Origin of the sequence: Streptomyces sp. NRRL F-5123 (assembly GCF_000721495.1) — a bacterium.
Lineage (GTDB): Bacteria > Actinomycetota > Actinomycetes > Streptomycetales > Streptomycetaceae > Actinacidiphila.
Window position 1 is genome coordinate 1 of the sequence record NZ_JOHY01000030.1, and the last position, 17,326, is coordinate 17,326.

Sequence of the window (17,326 nt, forward strand, 5' to 3'; positions counted from 1 at the left end):
CCGCCGCCCCGCCCATGCCCTCCACGCCGCCCCAGCCACCCGCCCCGCCGGAGGAGCCCGCGGCGGAGGAGTGAGGCAGCCGCGAACGCCAGGTCGGCCTCGGGAGTGCCCGTCAGCAGGAAAAGCACGAGCCCACGGAGCGGAAGGAGCGGGCACCTGACCACCGCCCCCGGCGACGCACAGCGTGCCGCGCTCCCCTACCTGGCCATGCGGGACATCGTCGAGCAGAAGCGGCACGCCGTACCCGGCAAGCTGGAGATCACCAGGGAGGGGATCGTCCACGACGCAGCCTCTCCCGGCGGCCCCCACGAGCTGACCGCCGCCCGGGTCAGCCGCAGGCTGGAGAAGGTCATGCCGGAGGGCCTGCTCGCGCACACCGGCACGCCGGACGTGGAGGACGTCCACGAGGGCGTCATGCGCCACCCGGACGTCATGGTGATCGCCGAGGCGGACATGGAGGTCGAGGGCTCCTTCGACCCCGGCACCCTGCTCGCGGCGATCGAGGTGGTCTCGCGGTCGAACCCGGACAACGACTGGGTCGGCAAGATGCGCGACTACCCGCTTCTCGGCATCCCCGTCTACGTCCTCTTCGACCCGCGCACCGGCGAGGGCGCCGTGCTGAGCGACATCCATCCGACGCCGAACGGCCCGCGCTACGCGACACGTACGGACTTCGTCTACGGCGAGGACGTGACGATCGGGGAGTGGACGATATCCACGGACAATCTCCCCCGCTACACGTGACGCATCCGCGCGGCACGTCGCCGAAGAGGTACAACGTTGCCATGACCAGCTTCGAGATCACACCGATCGGCACGGTCCGGAACGACCGGACGGACGTCCAGGACACGGACAACTGGGGGGCCGTCCGGAGCGTCATCACCGTCGACGAGCGGTTCGGGGAGGCGTGCCTGCAAGGGCTGGAGAGCTTCTCCCACGTCGAAGTCCTCTTCGTCTTCGACCAGTTCGCGGAGAAGGACGACTACCGCGAGCCGCACCCGTACCGCGGGCGCGCGGATCTGCCGCCGATGGGGGTCTTCGCCGGGCGCGGACCGCGCAGGCCGAACCGGATCGGGGTGACGTGCTGCGCCGTCGAGTCCGTCCAGGGGCGGGAGTTGACGGTCGTGGGGCTCGACGCGGTGTCCGGCACTCCGGTGATCGACCTCAAGCCGGTGATGGAGGAGTTCCGCGTCATGGACGTCACGCAGCCGGAGTGGGTGAGCCGCATGATGGCGGACTACTTCACGCCGTAGCCTGGCCGCCATGACGACGGAGCGCGCGGACGGCGGCGGGACGGCGGAAGTGCTGGCCGGAGGGCTGGCCAACGCGGGCGCGGTCTTCCGGCGGGGGGACGTCGTCGACCGCCCCGCGCCGCCGACCGCCCGCGCGCTGCACGCGCACCTGCGGGAGTTGGCCGAGCGCGGCTTCACGGGGGCGCCGGCTCCCGTACGGCTCGCGGGAGACGGCCGCGAGCAGCTCACCTTCGTTCCCGGCGAGGTCGCGCTGCCGCCCTTTCCCGCGTGGGTGATGACGGACGACGCGCTCGCGTCCGTGGGGCGGCTGCTGCGCCGACTCCACGACACGGCGGCCCTGATCCCCGTCGACCGCGCCGCCGACTGGCCGCGCGAACTCGCCGACCCCGAGGGCGGCACGCTCCTGTGCCACAACGACATCTGCCCGGAGAACGTCGTCTTCCGCTCCGGCCGCGCCGCCGCCTTCATCGACTTCGACCTCGCCGCCCCCGGCCGCCCCCTCTGGGACGTCGCCATGACCGCCCGCTACTGGGTCCCCGTGCTCGACCCCGCCACGGCCGCCGTCCACTACCCCACCGCTCCCGACCCGTTCCCCCGCCTCCGCGTCCTCGCCGACGCCTACGGCCTCTCCCCGGAAGACCGCGCCGCCCTCCCCGCCCTCGTCGAGCAGGCCACCGCCGCGGGCCGCGCCTTCGTCACCGCCCGCCTCGCCGCAGGCGACCCCGTCTACACCGCCGCCCACGCGAAACTGGGCGGCTGGCAGCGCTGGGACCGCCTCCAGTCCTGGCAGACCGCGAACCGCGAGCGCTTCGTCGCGGCGCTGCTGACGGAGATGCCGTGAGCGAAGTGCCCGCGTCCCGCGGCCGGTTGGGGCCGCCGGAGGCACGTTGCAGGAGGGGCGCGGGGCGTAGTCGCGGGCGCTAGGGTCGGTGGGGCCGGGGAGTCCACGAGAGGAGCCGTGCCATGCGCCCGCCGCACGAGTTGGACCGCGTCCGGTGGCGGAAGCTCACCCACGCGTACGGCTCCGCCGAGGATCTGCCGGGGATGCTCAGGGGGTTGTACGGGGACGAGGAGGCCGTGGGCGAGGCGCTGTTCGAGCTGAACGGGGCCTTCCAGGGAGACACCCCCGGATACGCGTCGTCCGCCGTCCAGGCCGTGCCCTTCCTCGCGCACGCCGCACTGCACTCGCCGAGCCGCCAGCGGGACGGCGCGCTGATGCTGCTGGCCCTCTTCGCCGAGCCCCACGAGGACGCCGCGGTGCGGGCGGCGGTCGCGCGCGAGGTCGAGGGGCTGCTCCCCTGCCTGCGCGACCCCGCCCCCGCCGTCCGCCGCGCGGCCCTGCGCCTGCCCGCGGCGGCGGCCGATCTACTGGCCCCGCAGGTACGGGAGTCGGCCCTCGCGGAGGCCGACGCGCTCTACGCCGCCGACCCGGTGGTGCCGATACGCGCCGACGCGCTCGCGCTGCGCGTGCTGCTGGGCCGCACCGGCGCCCTCCCCCTGGACAGCCCGCAGCCGCCGATACGCCTGGCGGCGGCCATCCTCACGGCCATGACCTCGGGCCCCCCGTACGCACCGGAGGTGGTGCGGATCTTCGCGGAGGCCGAGCCGGAGCAGGGGTACGAGGACGACGGGGAGTACGGGGAGTACGGGGAGGGCGACTCCGCCGCCGCCGACCTCGCGGACCTGTGGGCGGAGGCGACGGAGGGGCCGTACGACCCCTCGTACGCGGAAGAGGAGGCGGAGGAGCAGGCGGAGGACGCCGACGGCGCGCCCGGCTCGTACGAGGCCGACGACGCCCCCGGGGCCTCCCGCGGTGACCGGCTGGTGGCGGACTTCCCCTGGCCCGGCACCGACCTGCCCGGGACGCAGGTCAGCGCCCTCGGCGACGTCCTCGCGGCGGACCCGGACGCCACCTTCGAGGTCGCGGCCCGCTGGATCGCGGACGGCGACGAGGAGCGGCGCGGCAGCAACCTCGCCGAGAACGTCCTCCACGAGTGGCGGGACCGCGAGCCCGCCTTCCTCGCGCTCGCCCTCGACGCGCTGCCGCACGCGCGGCACCCCGGTGAGCTGGCGAACCGGATCGGCGCCGTCACCCGGTGGGTCGCCCTGGACCCCGCGCCCGGCGTACGGCTGCGCGACACGCTTCACGCGCACGCGTCCGGCGCGGAGGACCAGCCCGCGAGGGAGGCGCTGCTCGCCCTCGTCCGCGCCCGCGACCCGCGCGCCCTCGACCTGCTCCCGGAGCGGCCCGGCCCGGCGGCGCTGCGGGCGGCGGCCGTGCACTTCCCGGCGCAGTCCGCGCGGCTCGTGCCGGTGCTGCGCCGCGAGTTGGCGGCGCCGAAGCTCTGGGGCGGCGACGCCGTCATCCTCGTCGAGGCGCTGGCCGCGCTCGGCCCGGCGGCGGTGCGCGAGGCCCAGGAGGAGCTGACCGGGTGCCTGCGCGAGGACCGCGCCGGGCTCACGGCGGCGCGAACGCTGGGCGATGCGGGCGCGGGCTCGCCGGAGGTCCTGGGCCTGCTGCGGATGGCGCTGCACCACCGAGACACCCGCATGCGGGCAACCGCGGCCGTGGCCTACTCCCGGCTCACCGGCGAGCCGGCCGCCGCCGTGAACGTCCTCGCCCCGCTGCTGGCCTCCCCCGGCGAAGCCCCCCTGCACCTGCCCCTCATCGAAGCCCTGGGCCCGGCGGCCTCCCGACTCCTCCCCCGCGTCGAGTCGCTGCTGCGGGAGCCCTACGAGCCGACGCGTGTCGCCGCGGCCGCGGCCACGTTCTGGCTCACCGGCGACCCGGCCCGCGCGACCCCCGTCCTGACCGCGGCCGTGGCCCCCACCCCGACCGGCCTGAAGGCCCTCAAGGCCCTCGCCGCGATGGGCCCCGCCCCGGCCGAACTCCACCCCGCCCTCACGGAGTTCGCCACCTCCCCCCGCCGCCAACTGGGCCCGTCCACGGCGGAGGAACCGCACCCGGACGTCCAACTCCGCGACCTGGCCCGCCGGCTGCTCGCGGCTAGCTGACCGGAACGGTCTGCCGGATCTCGGCGCCGGCGAGGCCGTTCGGGGCGAACGTTGCTGCTGCGACGCGCAGTTCGGGCGTCAGGGCGGACCAGATGTCGTCGAGGAGTTCGGTGCGGTCCCCGGCGGTGGTGCGGATCTGGGTGAAGGGCCCGCCGGTCGCGACGACGGTCACCCGCGGGGTGAGGATCGGCGGGCCCGGCTCGTAGTCCAGCCCGTCCAGCGCCTCACCGGGTGCGGCACCCGAGCGGGCGGGCGCCGCTAGTGGTCCGCGGCGGCGCGGGTGCGGGGGTGGTCGGGGCCGTAGTGGGTGAGCCAGTCGGCGGTGACGGGGGCCCACTCCTCGGGGGTGTCGCGGATACGGGCCAGGACCGTGCGGATCTCCAGGACGGCGATGTGGGCGGGCGCCAGGGCGGCGCGGGCGGCCACGAGTGCCTCCTCGGCCGCGGCCTCGGCCTCCGTGCGGCGGCCGAGGCCGTGCAGGGCCGTTGCCCGCTGGAAACAGTGTCTGCCCGGGGCGTCCAGCGCCCTCGTCGGCGCGGCCTCGACGAGTGCCAGCGCCTCCTCGTAACGGCCCTGCCGCGACAGCGCGTTGGCCAGCTCGCGGCGCAGGGTCGTCGTGACGGGGCCGGTCGGGTGGTCGCGCTCGGACGGGGCCAGCAGGTCGCGCAGGACCGTTTCCGCCTCGGCGGCGCGGCCGGTCTCGACGAGGCAGTAGGCCAGGCCGCAGGCGCTTCCGGCGCGCTCCACCTCCGGGACCGAACCGGGCCGCACCGCCAGCAGGGCCCGGCATTCCGACTCCGCCTGCTCGTAGCGGCCGAGCACGGCCAGGACATCGGCACGGAGCAGCAGGGTGCGGTAGACCAGCTTGTGCTGGGCGCCCAGCACCATGACCAGCCTCGGTACGAGGTCGTCCACGAATGCGACGGCCTCGCCGAAGCGGGCCTGGGCGCTCAGCAGCCGGGAGTACACGATCCGGCTGGCGAAATACGCCTTCACGGTCGACGGGGTCGGCGCGGAGCACGCGCCGTAGAGCTTCGCCACGTCCGCCAGCTCGGCTTCGGCCAGGGCGAACCGGCCGCACAGCAGATGCGTGGTCGCGGCCATGCTGCGCAGGCCCAGCACCCTGTTGAGCGGCGGCCGCCGGTCCGACTCGACCAGGGACCGCGCCGCGTCGACAAGCCGCAGTGCCTCCTCGGGCCGGTCCAAGGCCATCTCGACCATCCAGAGCACCGTCTGGACCGCCACCACCCTGCCGGGATCCGGCTTCCGCGCGCTTTCCCGCACGGCCAGCAGATCACGCAACCGCTGCTCCGCGGCGACCAGATCCTTGCCGAACAGCGCCGTGGCGTCCTTCAACTCGGCGTCCACGCCCACCTGCTGCCGCGATCGTCGACCGCGCCACGACAGTGTTCCCACCCCGGCCCCCCAGCCCATTCCCCAGTGGCGGCCATCGTAGCGGCGCGGTCCGACAGCGCCCCCTAGAAACCCACGCCGCGCAGTGCCGCGACGACGGCGGCAGGGGCCTCCAGCGGGATGAGGTGACCCGCGGTCGGAAAGGGGACGAGGGTCGCGGTCGGGATCGCGGTGGCGTAGTGGTGGGCCATCGACACGAAGTCGGGGGTGTCGAGGGCTCCGGCGCCGATCAGGGTGGGGCTGGTCAGGGCCGTCGCGGGGAGGGCGGTGCCCGGCTGGGAGTGGGCCTCCACCGTGGGCTGGTTGGCCAGGGCCGTCCGCAGGGGGGCGCGGACGCGCGAGATCAGGGCGGGCGGGACCGCTGACCAGGGGCGGGCGGGGCCGCGCAGCCACATGTCGAGGTTGACCTCGACCGCAGCGTCCAGGTCGCCCGCCGCCAGCGCCGTCCCTTCCGCCGCGTCGTAGGCGCGCAGTTCGGGCGAGCGGTCGAAGCCGGGCCAGGGCGGCGAGAAGGCGGCGAGGGCGCTCACCCGCTCCGGGTGGGTCAGCGCGAACTCCACCGCGATCCGCCCGCCCCACGACAGACCCGCGAGGTTCACCCGGGCGAGCCCCAGGTGGTCGAGCAGCGCGGCGAGGTCGGCGACCTCCTCGAAGGGGCCGTCCGGCGGCGGCGACTGGCCGAAGCCGCGCAGGTCGTAGCGGACGACCGTACGGTCCGCGGCCAGCACGGGCGCGACCTCGTCCCACACGTGGTGATCGGTCAGGCCGTCGTGGACGAGGACGACGGGCGGGGCGGCGGACACGGAGGAGGAGGGAGCGGAGGAGGCGGCGGACAGCGGCCGGCCCTCGACGACGTAGCGGAGAGCACCCTTCCCGGGCGGCAGGCTGAGCATGCCGGGATGCTCGCAGCCGCCCGGCGCGCCCGCCACCGATAATCGGGCCGCCCGCTCCCCCCGCGCCGCCTACTCCACCTCCTGGAGGACGCGCTCGATCTTCGCCATCCGCACCGAGATCTCCGCGAGGCTGCGCTGCGTCGCCTCCTGCGACGCGACCGACCGCTCGCTGATCGTGCGGAACTCCGCCTCCCGCGTCAGCTGCGCCCGCGCGCGAAGGTGCGCGCCGACCTGCCGGATGACCGTGACCAGCACGGCGCCGAATATCGCGAGGACGACGACTTCTTCGATGAGCCAGTTGGGCATGTGCGTCACGACTCCTTCTGCGCGGCCTCGCCGCGCTCTGCGATCTCCGGGAGCGTCCGGGCCGCGGCGGTCAGCGTCCGCGGGGTGAGGTGCAGGTCGAACGGCGCGACCTCGTAGAACTTCATCGCCTTGCCGTCGTCGGACACCTCGATCCGCGCCGCGACCAGTCCGGCCGTCTCCAGACGCTTGAGGTGCACCTGCAGCAGCGCCCTGCTGATCCCCAGGTCGCGGGCCAGCTGGCTCACGTAGGTGGGACCGGACGACAGGGCCGCGAGGACGCGCATCCGGTGCGGGCTGGCGAGCGTCGCCAGCACCTTCACCAGACCCTCGCCCGTCAGATCCGTGGTTTCCATAAGCTCCTCCTGCACGTGCAAGGAATTATTTGCACGTGCCGACTGTCACTGTCAACCGCGCGTACGCCTTGCCGGAGCAGCGGGCCGTCCGCCACGCTCAGGCGTCATGGACAGCTACTCGGGGGAAATGCCGGCCGCAGGCCGGTCCGCGAAGTGCAGCAGCTGCGGCGGGACCGCGCTGGAACCCGGCTTCATCGAGGACTCCGGCGAAGGCTCGAAGGGCTACGCCCGCTGGATCGCCGGGCCGCTGCAGCGCGGCATATTCGGCGGGGCGCGGCGGATGGGCAAGCAGCGCTGGCAGATCGAGGCCTTCCGCTGCACGTCGTGCGGCCATCTGGACCTGTTCGCCCACAAGCCGGTCTGAGCGCGGGGCGGCAGGGCGGCAGGGGCGCCAGGGGCGGTACGGCCCGGATTTCGTACGGCCCAGGTCCGTACGAGGCACGCGTCCGTACCCGGCCGAGCACGGCAATGGGCCGCGGCGAATGGTCAGTTCGCCGCGGCCCGTCACGCATTCCACCGCCGCACCACCGCGACGGGCAGTCCGCGCCGCCCCGGTGGTGGTCCGGCTACCACCAGGACGAGCAGCGCGCCGTCCCGTCGTTGTTCGCCTGGATGCACACCCGCGTCAGGGCGGGGCTGTTGTCGGGCACGTAGCCGCTCTCCAGGGACCGGCCGGGGCCGACCCAGATGCGGTTCTGGAGGCCGTAGAAGTGGCTGGTGTTGCCCTCGGGCGCCCAGTCCATCCAGCCGGAGCAGTCCACGCTGCCGTAGTTGTCGACCAGGTTGCGGACCTGCCAGCCGGTGAGGGAGTTGTTCTCGGTCATCATCGTCGCGTGGCAGTTGCCGCTCCAGACGGTGTACCGCGCCGTCTCCGCGGACGCGACCCCGCTGGTGCCCAGCACCAGCGCGCCCGCACCGGCCATCGCACCCGCCACCACGGCGGCTCTGCGCACTACGCTCATCTTCTTCGTCATGTCTCCCCGCTTTCCGAATCCGGCCGCCGGTCCGTGACCGGCGTCGGACCCGATCCTGTGCGAGGCCGCCAACGCGCCGCCAACAGCCCGCCAACGCGCGCACGGAGCCCTGCCGTTGGCCCGCCTCCGGCACCTGGCGCCCGGCGGTGGGCAGAGGCGGACGCGGAGGCGGGTCCGTAACGCTGACGGCGTGCTGACGGCGCGCTGACCGCGTCAGGGCGTGGAGCAGGTGACGGTCGGTGCCGGGCTCGGGCTGCTCGTCGCGAGGAAGCCGAAGGTGGTGGACGCCCCCGCGCCGAGGGTGCCGTTCCACGGCTCGCTGTGGACGGTCACCGAGCCGTCGGGGTTGGTCGTGAAGACCCCGCCCCAGCCCTGGCTGACGGTGACGCCGGTGAGCGTGACCGTCCAACTGGTGATCGCGTGCAGCGCGGTGACGGTGACGGACGCCTGGTAGCCGCCCTGCCAGGAATTGCTGACGGTGAGCACGGCAGAGCAGTCCCTGCCACCGGTGCCCCCGGTGGAGCCGGTGGAGCCGGTGGAGCCGGTGGAGGTTCCGCTCGACGTGCCCGTGGACGTACCCGCCGAGGTGCCGGTCGACGTACCGGTGGACGTACCCGTGGACGTACCCGCCGAGGTGCCGGTCGACGTACCCGCCGACGTCCCGCCCGACGTCCCCCCGTCCTTCGCCAGCAGCGCCGCCAGCGGCGGGTACCAGCGTGCGGCCATCTTCGCGATGCCCGCGTCGTTCGGGTGGACGCCGTCCCCCGTGTCCGTCGCGTCGTCGAAGCCGGTCCACTGGTCGACGACCGTCACCGGCGACTGCGCAGTGCTGATGGACTGCGCCCAAGCCGGGATCGCCGCGTCGAAGGCGATGACGCGCTGCGCGCACTCCGCGCAGTTGCCGGGGTTCATCGGCAGGATCTGCGCGACGAGCACCTGCATCGCGGGGTTGCTCTGGCGCATCTGGCCGACCATCGTCGTGAAGGCGGCGAGGATCTTTGCGGGCGGGATGTTGCTCCAGACGTCGTTGGTGCCGAGGTGCATGAGGACGACGTCCGGGGTGGTGGCGGCGAGCCACGCCGGGAGCTGGTTCTGGCTGGCGATGTTGGTGGCGAGGATGCCGCCGCGGCCCTCGTTGTCGCCGTCGTACGCGACCCCGCAGCCCTGCGGCGGGAGGGTGCCGACGAAGTCGATGTCGGTGTAGCCCGCGGCCTGGAGCTGGTTCCAGAGCAGGGCCCGCCAGCAGCCGGGCGAGCCGGTGATCGAGTCGCCGAGCGGCATGACCTTGACGGGGGCCGCCGCGGCGGCCGGGACGGCGGCGCGCGCGGCGGTGGGCGCGGAGGCCGACGCCGAGCGGGCGCCGCCCACCGCGGCGACCGCGCCGAGGGCGAGCAGGAGCAGCGCGAGCAGTAATCTCGGCGCCCGCCGGGCGGGCCTGGTGAGGAGGAGTTCGCGGGACATGTCCGGTGTCCTTCCGGGAGGGGGGATCGCGCGCACCCATAGATATGGGAGCGCTCCCATTGACGAAACGACGCCGCTGCCCACACGTCAAGACACGTGCGTGAACAGGCACGCCGCCGGTGACGGGCCCGCTCCGGAGGGGAAGGTGTCGAGCCGCGTCGAACGGCCGGCGTGCGCACGGGGTGCGGGCCGCGGCCGCTCGGCGGACCCGTATTAAGGTCGGGCGGACACGAATCACTTCACCCGTACGGAGGCGTCATGCGCGCGACGGGCGGTGGCGGCGGAGCGCTGCTGCGGCTGCGGAAGGTCGGCCGGACGTACGGGGAGCGGCGGGCGCTGGAGCCGCTGGACCTGGACGTCGGGCGCGGGGAGTGCGTGGCGCTCTACGGGCGCAACGGCTCCGGCAAGTCGACGCTGCTGCGGATCGCGGCCGGGCGGGACACCCCCACCGCCGGTGACGCGCTCTTCGCGGGGCGGACGGTACGGGAGGACGACCCGGAGGTACGGGCCAGGGTCGCGGTCGTCGGGGACGCCGCCGCGTGCTACCCGGACCTCACCGTGCGCGAGCACCTGGAGCTGGTCACGATCGCGCACGCCGTGGACGACGCCGACGCCTGGATCGACCAGGTGCTGGCCGACCGCCGCCTCGCCGACCACGCCCGCGCGCTGCCCGGCTCCCTCTCCTCCGGGCAGCTCCAGTCCCTCATGCTGGCCGCCGCCCTCGTACGGCCGCGGGAGCTGCTCATCCTGGACGAACCCGAGCAGCGGCTCGACCCCACCGCGCGCACCCGGCTCGCGGAGCTGCTGGTCGCGGAGAAGGAGGACGGGACCGCCGTCCTGCTCGCGACGCACCAGCCCGACCTCGCCGAGGCCGTCGCCGACCGGCTCGTCGCCCTGGAGGACGGCCGCGTCATCGCCGACGGCCCGCCCGCGGACGTACTGCGCGAGCTGGGCGTACGGGCATGACCGAGGAAGCGCCCCCCGGCGCGGAAGAGGCCCGGCCCCCGTCGCCGGGCACCCCGGCGGGCGCGACCCCGGCTGCCGCCGGAACGCCGCGGGCACCGACGAAGGCCGACCCGGCCGCCGCAGGCCCGGCCACCCGGCCGGACGCGCCGCACTCTGGCACGGACGAAGCCCGGCCTCCCACGCCCGGCACCCCGGCGGGCGCGACCCCGGCGAACGGCGAGAACCCGCGCCCGGCCACCCCGCCGGGCGAGCCCGACCACCACCCCCGCACCACCCCACCGGACGAGACCCGCACCACCCCACCGGGCGAGCCCGACCACCACCCCCGCGCCGACCCGCCGGACGAGACCCGCACCACCCCACCGGGCGAGCCCGACGACTCCGACGACGGCCTCGACGACGCCCCCTGGTCCGAGGACGAGGACGACCGGACCGACGAGGTCATGACGTGGCTGCGGGGCAAGCGGCGGGCGCGGCGGCGGGCCAAGGGGCGGGAGATGGCGGTCGCCGCGTACACCGTGGTCATCGCGCTCGCCGGATACGGCAGCAGCTTCGTCGTGAGCTTCCTGCGCGGGCTCGACGACGGGAGTGCGCACGGGGCGCTCGCCCGGGAGCTGCGGGCGGCGATGCCCGCAGCTGCCGCCTTCGGGGCCGTCGCGCTCGGGGTGCTCGCCGCGCGGGACGCGCTGTGGCGCGGGCCCGTCGTCGTGCCGGGGCCGACCGCCGGGTGGCTGCTGGCGCAGCCGGTCCGGCGCGAACGCGTACTGCGCCCGTGGTTCTGGCTCACCGCGGGGCTCGCCCCGCTCGCGGGGCTGCTCGCCGGGCTCGGGTGCGCGGCCGTCCTGGACGTCACGCGGCTCGCCTCGCTCGGCGGCGCGCTGCTCGCCGTCCTGCCCGGCGCCGTGTGCCTGCCGCTGCTCGCGGTCGCGCTGGGGATGGCGGTGGAGCGGAGGCCCGTGTGGGGCCGGGCCGTACGGCGCTGGACCGCGCCCGCGGTGCTGGTGCTCGCCGCGCTCGCCGGGCAGGCCGCACTCGCCGCCAAGGGGCACCGCTCCCCCGCGGTCGAGCAGGCCGAGCTGTGGAGCGGGCCTTGGGGCTGGGCCGGGCAGCCGGTCGTGCACGCGGTCGGGGGGCGGGCGCCGGGCTGGCCCGCCGCCGTCGCGCTGCTCGCGGCCGCGACCGCCGCGGCGCTGCTCGCCGCCCACCGGGACGCCGGGCGCGTGCCCACCGCCCGGCTCCGGGAGCGGGCCGCGACCGCTGCGGCCGTCTCCGCGGTGGCCTGGTCCCTCGAACTGCGCGCCGCCAAGCTCGCGATCATGGCCGCGGACGGGGGCGGCCCAGCCGTCCGCACGCTGCGCTTCCGCCCGCCGCGCGGTCGGCTCGGGCGGCACCTCCTGGTGCCCTGGCGCGACCTGCTGACGCTGCTCCGCACGCCGGGACGGCTCGGCAAGGCCGCCGTCTGGACGGCGGGCGGGGCGCTCGCCGCGGGCGCCGGTGCGGACCTGGGCGGCGAGCGGCGCTGGGTCGGGCTCGTGCTCGGGCTGCTCGCCGGGTATCTGGCCGTCGGGACGCTCGCGGAGCCCGCACGGCTGGAGACCGACGACGTACGGCGGGCCGCCTGGGCGCCCTACCGCTTCCGCCGGCTGATGCTGCTGCACGGCGTGGTGCCGGCGGTCCTCGGGGCGGCGCTGGGGCTGCTCGCGGCCGTACCGTACGCCGCCGCCGGGCACCCTTCCGCCCTGGTGCTGCTGCCCGCGTGCGCGCCTGCCCTGGCCGCGGGGGCGCTCGTTTCGGCGGCTCGCGGTCCGGCCCGCACGCAGCTGCTCTTCCTGGGGCTCGCGACGCCCGCGGGCGATCCGGGCCCGCTCGTCTATCTGGCCTGGTACGCCGCGGGGCCCCTCCTGGCGTGCGGCGGCCTTGCCCTGGCCCTCGCCGGGCCGCCGGCCCAGATGGTGGTCGTCGCCCTGGCCCTCGCGGCGGGCCTCGCGCTCCTCGCCGGGCGGGCGGCGGACCGCCTCTTCCGCTGAGGCCCCGCCCCGCACATGCGGAAGGTCCCGCACCCCCGAGGGGGTGCGGGACCTTCACGGTGTGAGCGGGCAGCTCACGAAGTCACGTCGGAGACTACTTGACGATCTTCGTGACCTGGCCGGCGCCGACCGTCCGGCCACCCTCGCGGATGGCGAACTTCAGGCCCTCCTCCATGGCGATCGGCTGGATCAGCTGAACGCTCATGGAGGTGTTGTCGCCCGGCATGACCATCTCGGTGCCCTCGGGGAGGGTCACGACGCCGGTCACGTCGGTCGTCCGGAAGTAGAACTGCGGACGGTAGTTGTTGAAGAACGGGGTGTGACGACCACCCTCGTCCTTCGACAGGATGTAGGCCTGGGCCTCGAAGTCGGTGTGCGGCGTGACCGAACCCGGCTTGATGATGACCTGGCCGCGCTCGACGTCCTCGCGCTTGATGCCGCGGAGCAGCAGACCGACGTTCTCACCGGCCTGGCCCTCGTCGAGCAGCTTGCGGAACATCTCGATGCCGGTGACCGTGGTGGTGGTCTTCTCGGTCTTGATACCGATGATGTCCACGGTCTCGTTGACCTTGAGGATACCGCGCTCGATACGACCGGTGACGACGGTGCCACGACCGGTGATCGTGAAGACGTCCTCGATCGGCATCAGGAACGGCTTGTCGACGTCACGCTCGGGGGTCGGGATCGCCTCGTCGACGGCCGCCATCAGGCCGAGAAGCTTCTCGCCCCACTCCTTGTCGCCCTCGAGGGCCTTGAGCGCGGAGACGCGGACGACCGGCAGGTCGTCGCCCGGGAACTCGTACTCGGAGAGCAGCTCACGGACCTCGAGCTCGACGAGCTCGAGGATCTCCTCGTCGTCCACCATGTCGGCCTTGTTCAGGGCGACGACGATGTACGGAACGCCGACCTGGCGGGCCAGGAGCACGTGCTCCTTGGTCTGCGGCATCGGGCCGTCGGTCGCGGCGACCACCAGGATCGCGCCGTCCATCTGGGCGGCACCGGTGATCATGTTCTTGATGTAGTCCGCGTGACCCGGGCAGTCGACGTGGGCGTAGTGGCGCGACTCGGTCTGGTACTCGACGTGCGCGATGGAGATGGTGATACCGCGCTGGCGCTCCTCGGGAGCCTTGTCGATCTGGTCGAACGCCGAGGCCTCGTTCAGGTTCGGGTACGCGTCGTGCAGCACCTTGGTGATCGCCGCGGTAAGGGTCGTCTTACCGTGGTCGATGTGACCGATGGTGCCGATGTTGACGTGCGGCTTAGTCCGCTCGAACTTCGCCTTCGCCACTGGGTTCCTCCTGGGGATGGATCTGTACGCCTTGCTTCATCGGCGCCAGGTGATCTTTGCTGGATTTCAAGCCTAAGGCGAGTTATTCGCCCTTGGCCTTCGCGATGATCTCCTCGGCGACGTTCCGCGGAACCTCGGCGTAGGAGTCGAACTGCATGGAGTAGCTGGCCCGGCCCGAGGTCTTCGACCGCAGGTCACCGACGTAGCCGAACATCTCCGACAGCGGAACCAGGCCCTTGACGACCCGGGCGCCGCTGCGCTCCTCCATGGCCTGGATCTGGCCACGGCGGGAGTTGAGGTCGCCGATCACGTCGCCCATGTAGTCCTCGGGGGTGGTGACCTCGACGGCCATCATCGGTTCGAGGAGAACAGGGCTCGCCTTGCGCGCGGCCTCCTTGAAGGCCTGCGAACCGGCGATCTTGAACGCGAGCTCGGAGGAGTCGACCTCGTGGTAGCCGCCGTCGATCAGGATGACGCGGACGCCCACCATCTCGTAGCCGGCGAGGATGCCGAACTTCATGGCCTCCTGCGCACCCGCGTCCACCGACGGGATGTACTCCCGGGGGATGCGGCCACCGGTGACCTTGTTGACGAACTCGTACGACGCGTCGCCGCCCTCGATCGGCTCGATGCCGATCTGCACCTTCGCGAACTGACCGGTACCACCGGTCTGCTTCTTGTGGGTGTAGTCGACCCGCTCGACCGCCTTGCGGATGGTCTCGCGGTAGGCGACCTGCGGCTTGCCGACGTTGGCCTCGACGCGGAACTCGCGCCGCATACGGTCGACCAGCACCTCGAGGTGCAGCTCGCCCATACCGCCGATGATCGTCTGGCCGGTCTCCTCGTCCGAGTGGACCTGGAAGGAGGGGTCCTCCTCCGCGAGACGCTGGATGGCGACACCCAGCTTCTCCTGGTCGCCCTTGGACTTGGGCTCGATCGCGACCTGGATGACCGGCGCGGGGAAGTCCATGGACTCCAGGATCACCGGCGACTTGTCGTCGCACAGCGTCTCACCGGTGGTGGTCTGCTTCAGACCCATGACGGCGACGATGTCGCCGGCGCCCACCGACTCGATCTCCTCACGCTTGTTCGCGTGCATCCGGTAGATCTTGCCGATCCGCTCCTTCTTGCCCTTCACCGGGTTCAGCACTGCCGAACCGGACTCCAGGCGGCCCGAGTAGACCCGGACGAAGGTGAGCTTGCCCAGGTGCGGGTCGCTCATGATCTTGAACGCCAGGGCGGCCAGCGGCTCGTCGTCGGACGGCTTGCGCTTGACGACGACCTCGGCGTCCTTGACGTCGTGGCCCTCGATGGCCTCGACGTCCAGCGGGGAGGGCAGGTAGCGCACGACGGCGTCGAGCAGCGGCTGCACACCCTTGTTCTTGAACGCGGTACCGCAGAACACCGGGGTGACGGTGGTGTCGCCGCCCTTGCCGGAGTTGATGGTGATACGGCGGATCGCCGCGTACAGCTGCTCCACGGTGGGCTCGTTGCCCTCCAGGTACAGCTCCATCATCTCTTCGTCGTTCTCGGCGACGGTCTCCAGCAGCTTGCCGTGCCACTCGTCGGCGGCCTCGGTGTGCGTGGCCGGGATGTCGACGACGTCGTACATCTCGCCCTTGGTCGCCTCGGCGGACCACACCAGGGCCTTCATCTGGACGAGGTCGATCACGCCCTTGAAGTCGGCCTCGGCGCCGATCGGCAGCTGCATCACGATCGGGGTCGCACCGAGGCGGTCCACGATCATGTCGACGCAGCGGTGGAACTCCGCGCCGGTGCGGTCGAGCTTGTTGACGAAGCAGATGCGGGGAACGCCGTAGCGGTCGGCCTGCCGCCACACCGTCTCGGACTGGGGCTCCACACCGGCGACACCGTCGAACACGGTGACGGCACCGTCGAGGACGCGGAGCGAACGCTCCACCTCGACCGTGAAGTCGACGTGCCCGGGGGTGTCGATGATGTTGATGGTGTGGTCGACGTCCTCGAGCGGCCAGTGACAGGTCGTCGCGGCGGACGTGATGGTGATGCCGCGCTCCTGCTCCTGCTCCATCCAGTCCATCGTGGCAGCGCCGTCGTGGACCTCACCGATCTTGTAGGAGACACCGGTGTAGAACAGGATCCGCTCGGTGGTGGTCGTCTTGCCCGCGTCGATGTGGGCCATGATCCCAATGTTGCGGACCCTGGCCAGGTCAAGTGAAGTGGTGGCCATGTGGCTCAGTCTTCTCTCGGTCTCGATGGGGGTAGCGACTACCAGCGGTAGTGCGCGAAGGCCTTGTTGGACTCGGCCATCTTGTGCGTGTCCTCACGGCGCTTCACGGAAGCCCCGAGGCCGTTGCTGGCGTCGAGGATCTCGTTCATGAGCCGCTCGGTCATGGTCTTCTCGCGGCGGGCGCGGGAGTACCCGACCAGCCAGCGCAGCGCCAGGGTGTTCTGCCGGCCCGGGCGGACCTCGACCGGGACCTGGTAGGTCGCGCCACCGACACGGCGGGACTTGACCTCCAGGGTCGGCTTGATGTTCTCCAGAGCGCGCTTGAGCGTGATGACCGGGTCGACCCCGGCCTTCTCGCGCAGGCCCTCCAGAGCGCCGTACACGATGCGCTCGGCGGTGGAGCGCTTGCCGTGCAGGAGGATCTTGTTGACGAGGGACGTCACCAGAGGGGAGCCGTAAACCGGGTCGATGATGACCGGGCGCTTCGGGGCGGGGCCCTTACGAGGCATTCTTACTTCTCCTTCTTGGCGCCGTAGCGGCTGCGGGCCTGCTTACGGTTCTTGACGCCCTGCGTGTCGAGGGAGCCGCGGATGATCTTGTAGCGAACACCCGGCAGGTCCTTCACACGACCGCCGCGCACGAGCACGATCGAGTGCTCCTGCAGGTTGTGGCCCTCACCCGGGATGTAAGCGGTGACCTCGATGCCACTGGTAAGGCGCACACGGGCGACCTTACGGAGGGCCGAGTTCGGCTTCTTCGGGGTGGTCGTGTACACACGCGTGCAGACGCCGCGACGCTGCGGGGAACCCTTCAGCGCGGGCGTCTTGTTCTTGTCGACCTTGTCCTGCCGGCCCTTCCGGACCAGCTGCTGGATCGTAGGCACCGTATCTCCGGTTTCTCTGTGCCGATCTCGATAAAACTAACCTGGGCTCCGACCCACGCGGTCGGGTGTGTCGCGGACCCCGCACATCCCCCGGAAGGGCGGGAAGTGCGTATCGTCGGATGCCGCGGCCTCGGGCTTCCCGCGCGGTCGCATGGCACGCGCAAGAACCCGGGCACACCCCAGGCACAAGGTCAGAGCGTACCTACCGCATCGGCCGCGGTCAAAACACATGCATACCGGCCGGATTCCGCCAGCTCAGCGACCCTGTCCCAGGATGCCGCAGAG

18 protein-coding genes are annotated in these 17,326 nt (G+C 72.9%); 7 read left to right on the forward strand and 11 right to left on the reverse strand.

Annotation, left to right across the window (positions count from 1 at the left end):
• Positions 1–156: 156 nt before the first annotated feature.
• From IH54_RS0122610 to IH54_RS0122625, 4 genes are all read left to right on the forward strand, one after another.
• Positions 157–744, forward strand: a complete 588-nt coding sequence (locus IH54_RS0122610; protein WP_031519704.1) for a Uma2 family endonuclease — start codon at positions 157–159, stop codon at positions 742–744.
• A gap of 41 nt (positions 745–785) precedes the next feature.
• On the forward strand, positions 786–1,253 hold the full coding sequence (locus IH54_RS0122615) for an SAM-dependent methyltransferase (RefSeq protein WP_031519706.1): 468 nt from the start codon (positions 786–788) through the stop codon (positions 1,251–1,253).
• 10 nt (positions 1,254–1,263) lie between these two features.
• Positions 1,264–2,094: a phosphotransferase enzyme family protein gene (locus IH54_RS0122620; RefSeq protein WP_031519708.1), complete on the forward strand. Its 831-nt coding sequence runs from the start codon at positions 1,264–1,266 to the stop codon at positions 2,092–2,094.
• Between the two features lie 122 nt (positions 2,095–2,216).
• The gene (locus IH54_RS0122625) at positions 2,217–4,268 is read left to right on the forward strand and encodes a hypothetical protein (protein WP_031519710.1); all 2,052 of its coding nucleotides are present in this window, start codon (positions 2,217–2,219) and stop codon (positions 4,266–4,268) included.
• Here IH54_RS0122625 and IH54_RS0122630 read toward each other — a convergent pair.
• From IH54_RS0122630 to IH54_RS0122650, 5 genes are all read right to left on the reverse strand, one after another.
• The gene (locus tag IH54_RS0122630) at positions 4,261–4,440 is read right to left on the reverse strand and encodes a hypothetical protein (RefSeq protein WP_031519711.1); all 180 of its coding nucleotides are present in this window, start codon (positions 4,438–4,440) and stop codon (positions 4,261–4,263) included. The two genes, IH54_RS0122625 and IH54_RS0122630, sit on opposite strands and share 8 nt — an antisense overlap.
• Positions 4,441–4,526: 86 nt before the next feature.
• A complete protein-coding gene (locus IH54_RS0122635; RefSeq protein ID WP_159011999.1) occupies positions 4,527–5,636 on the reverse strand; it encodes a tetratricopeptide repeat protein in 1,110 nt (369 codons plus the stop codon).
• Positions 5,637–5,746: 110 nt separating this feature from the next.
• Positions 5,747–6,574 carry an alpha/beta fold hydrolase gene (locus tag IH54_RS0122640; protein WP_031519715.1) on the reverse strand — a complete coding sequence of 276 codons (828 nt, stop codon included), beginning with the start codon at positions 6,572–6,574 and terminating at the stop codon, positions 5,747–5,749.
• Positions 6,575–6,643: 69 nt separating this feature from the next.
• Entirely contained in the window at positions 6,644–6,880 is a 237-nt protein-coding gene (locus IH54_RS0122645) for a hypothetical protein (RefSeq protein WP_199923445.1), read from the reverse strand.
• Between the two features lie 5 nt (positions 6,881–6,885).
• The gene (locus IH54_RS0122650; RefSeq protein ID WP_031519719.1) at positions 6,886–7,233 is read right to left on the reverse strand and encodes an ArsR/SmtB family transcription factor; all 348 of its coding nucleotides are present in this window, start codon (positions 7,231–7,233) and stop codon (positions 6,886–6,888) included.
• Between the two features lie 127 nt (positions 7,234–7,360).
• Here IH54_RS0122650 and IH54_RS40100 point away from each other — a divergent pair, with 127 nt between their 5' ends.
• Positions 7,361–7,597 (forward strand): hypothetical protein, encoded by a 237-nt coding sequence (locus IH54_RS40100; protein ID WP_031519721.1) that lies wholly within the window; start codon positions 7,361–7,363, stop codon positions 7,595–7,597.
• A gap of 202 nt (positions 7,598–7,799) precedes the next feature.
• On the opposite strand, the gene IH54_RS0122660 is transcribed toward IH54_RS40100, so the two are convergent.
• The gene (locus IH54_RS0122660; protein ID WP_031519724.1) at positions 7,800–8,207 is read right to left on the reverse strand and encodes a hypothetical protein; all 408 of its coding nucleotides are present in this window, start codon (positions 8,205–8,207) and stop codon (positions 7,800–7,802) included.
• Between the two features lie 213 nt (positions 8,208–8,420).
• Positions 8,421–9,668, reverse strand: a complete 1,248-nt coding sequence (locus IH54_RS0122665) for a GDSL-type esterase/lipase family protein (protein WP_063762350.1) — start codon at positions 9,666–9,668, stop codon at positions 8,421–8,423.
• Between the two features lie 258 nt (positions 9,669–9,926).
• On the opposite strand from IH54_RS0122665, the gene IH54_RS0122670 reads away from it, so the two are divergent.
• Complete coding sequence (locus IH54_RS0122670; RefSeq protein ID WP_031519729.1) at positions 9,927–10,634, forward strand: ABC transporter ATP-binding protein; 708 nt, start codon at positions 9,927–9,929, stop codon at positions 10,632–10,634.
• A complete protein-coding gene (locus IH54_RS0122675) occupies positions 10,631–12,661 on the forward strand; it encodes a hypothetical protein (protein ID WP_052397753.1) in 2,031 nt (676 codons plus the stop codon). The genes IH54_RS0122670 and IH54_RS0122675 overlap by 4 nt, the downstream gene beginning before the upstream one ends.
• 94 nt (positions 12,662–12,755) lie before the next feature.
• Here IH54_RS0122675 and tuf read toward each other — a convergent pair whose 3' ends face one another.
• The 4 genes from tuf to rpsL all read right to left on the reverse strand — a co-directional run bounded on the left by tuf (position 12,756) and on the right by rpsL (position 17,041).
• Complete coding sequence (gene tuf / locus IH54_RS0122680) at positions 12,756–13,949, reverse strand: elongation factor Tu (RefSeq protein ID WP_031519734.1); 1,194 nt, start codon at positions 13,947–13,949, stop codon at positions 12,756–12,758.
• Positions 13,950–14,031: 82 nt separating this feature from the next.
• A complete protein-coding gene (gene fusA / locus IH54_RS0122685; RefSeq protein ID WP_031519736.1) occupies positions 14,032–16,158 on the reverse strand; it encodes an elongation factor G in 2,127 nt (708 codons plus the stop codon).
• A 38-nt stretch (positions 16,159–16,196) separates the two neighbouring features.
• On the reverse strand, positions 16,197–16,667 hold the full coding sequence (gene rpsG, locus IH54_RS0122690; protein ID WP_031519738.1) for a 30S ribosomal protein S7: 471 nt from the start codon (positions 16,665–16,667) through the stop codon (positions 16,197–16,199).
• Between the two features lie 2 nt (positions 16,668–16,669).
• Positions 16,670–17,041, reverse strand: coding sequence for a 30S ribosomal protein S12 (gene rpsL / locus IH54_RS0122695; protein WP_031519741.1), 372 nt, complete (start codon positions 17,039–17,041; stop codon positions 16,670–16,672).
• Between the last annotated feature and the right edge of the window lie 285 nt (positions 17,042–17,326).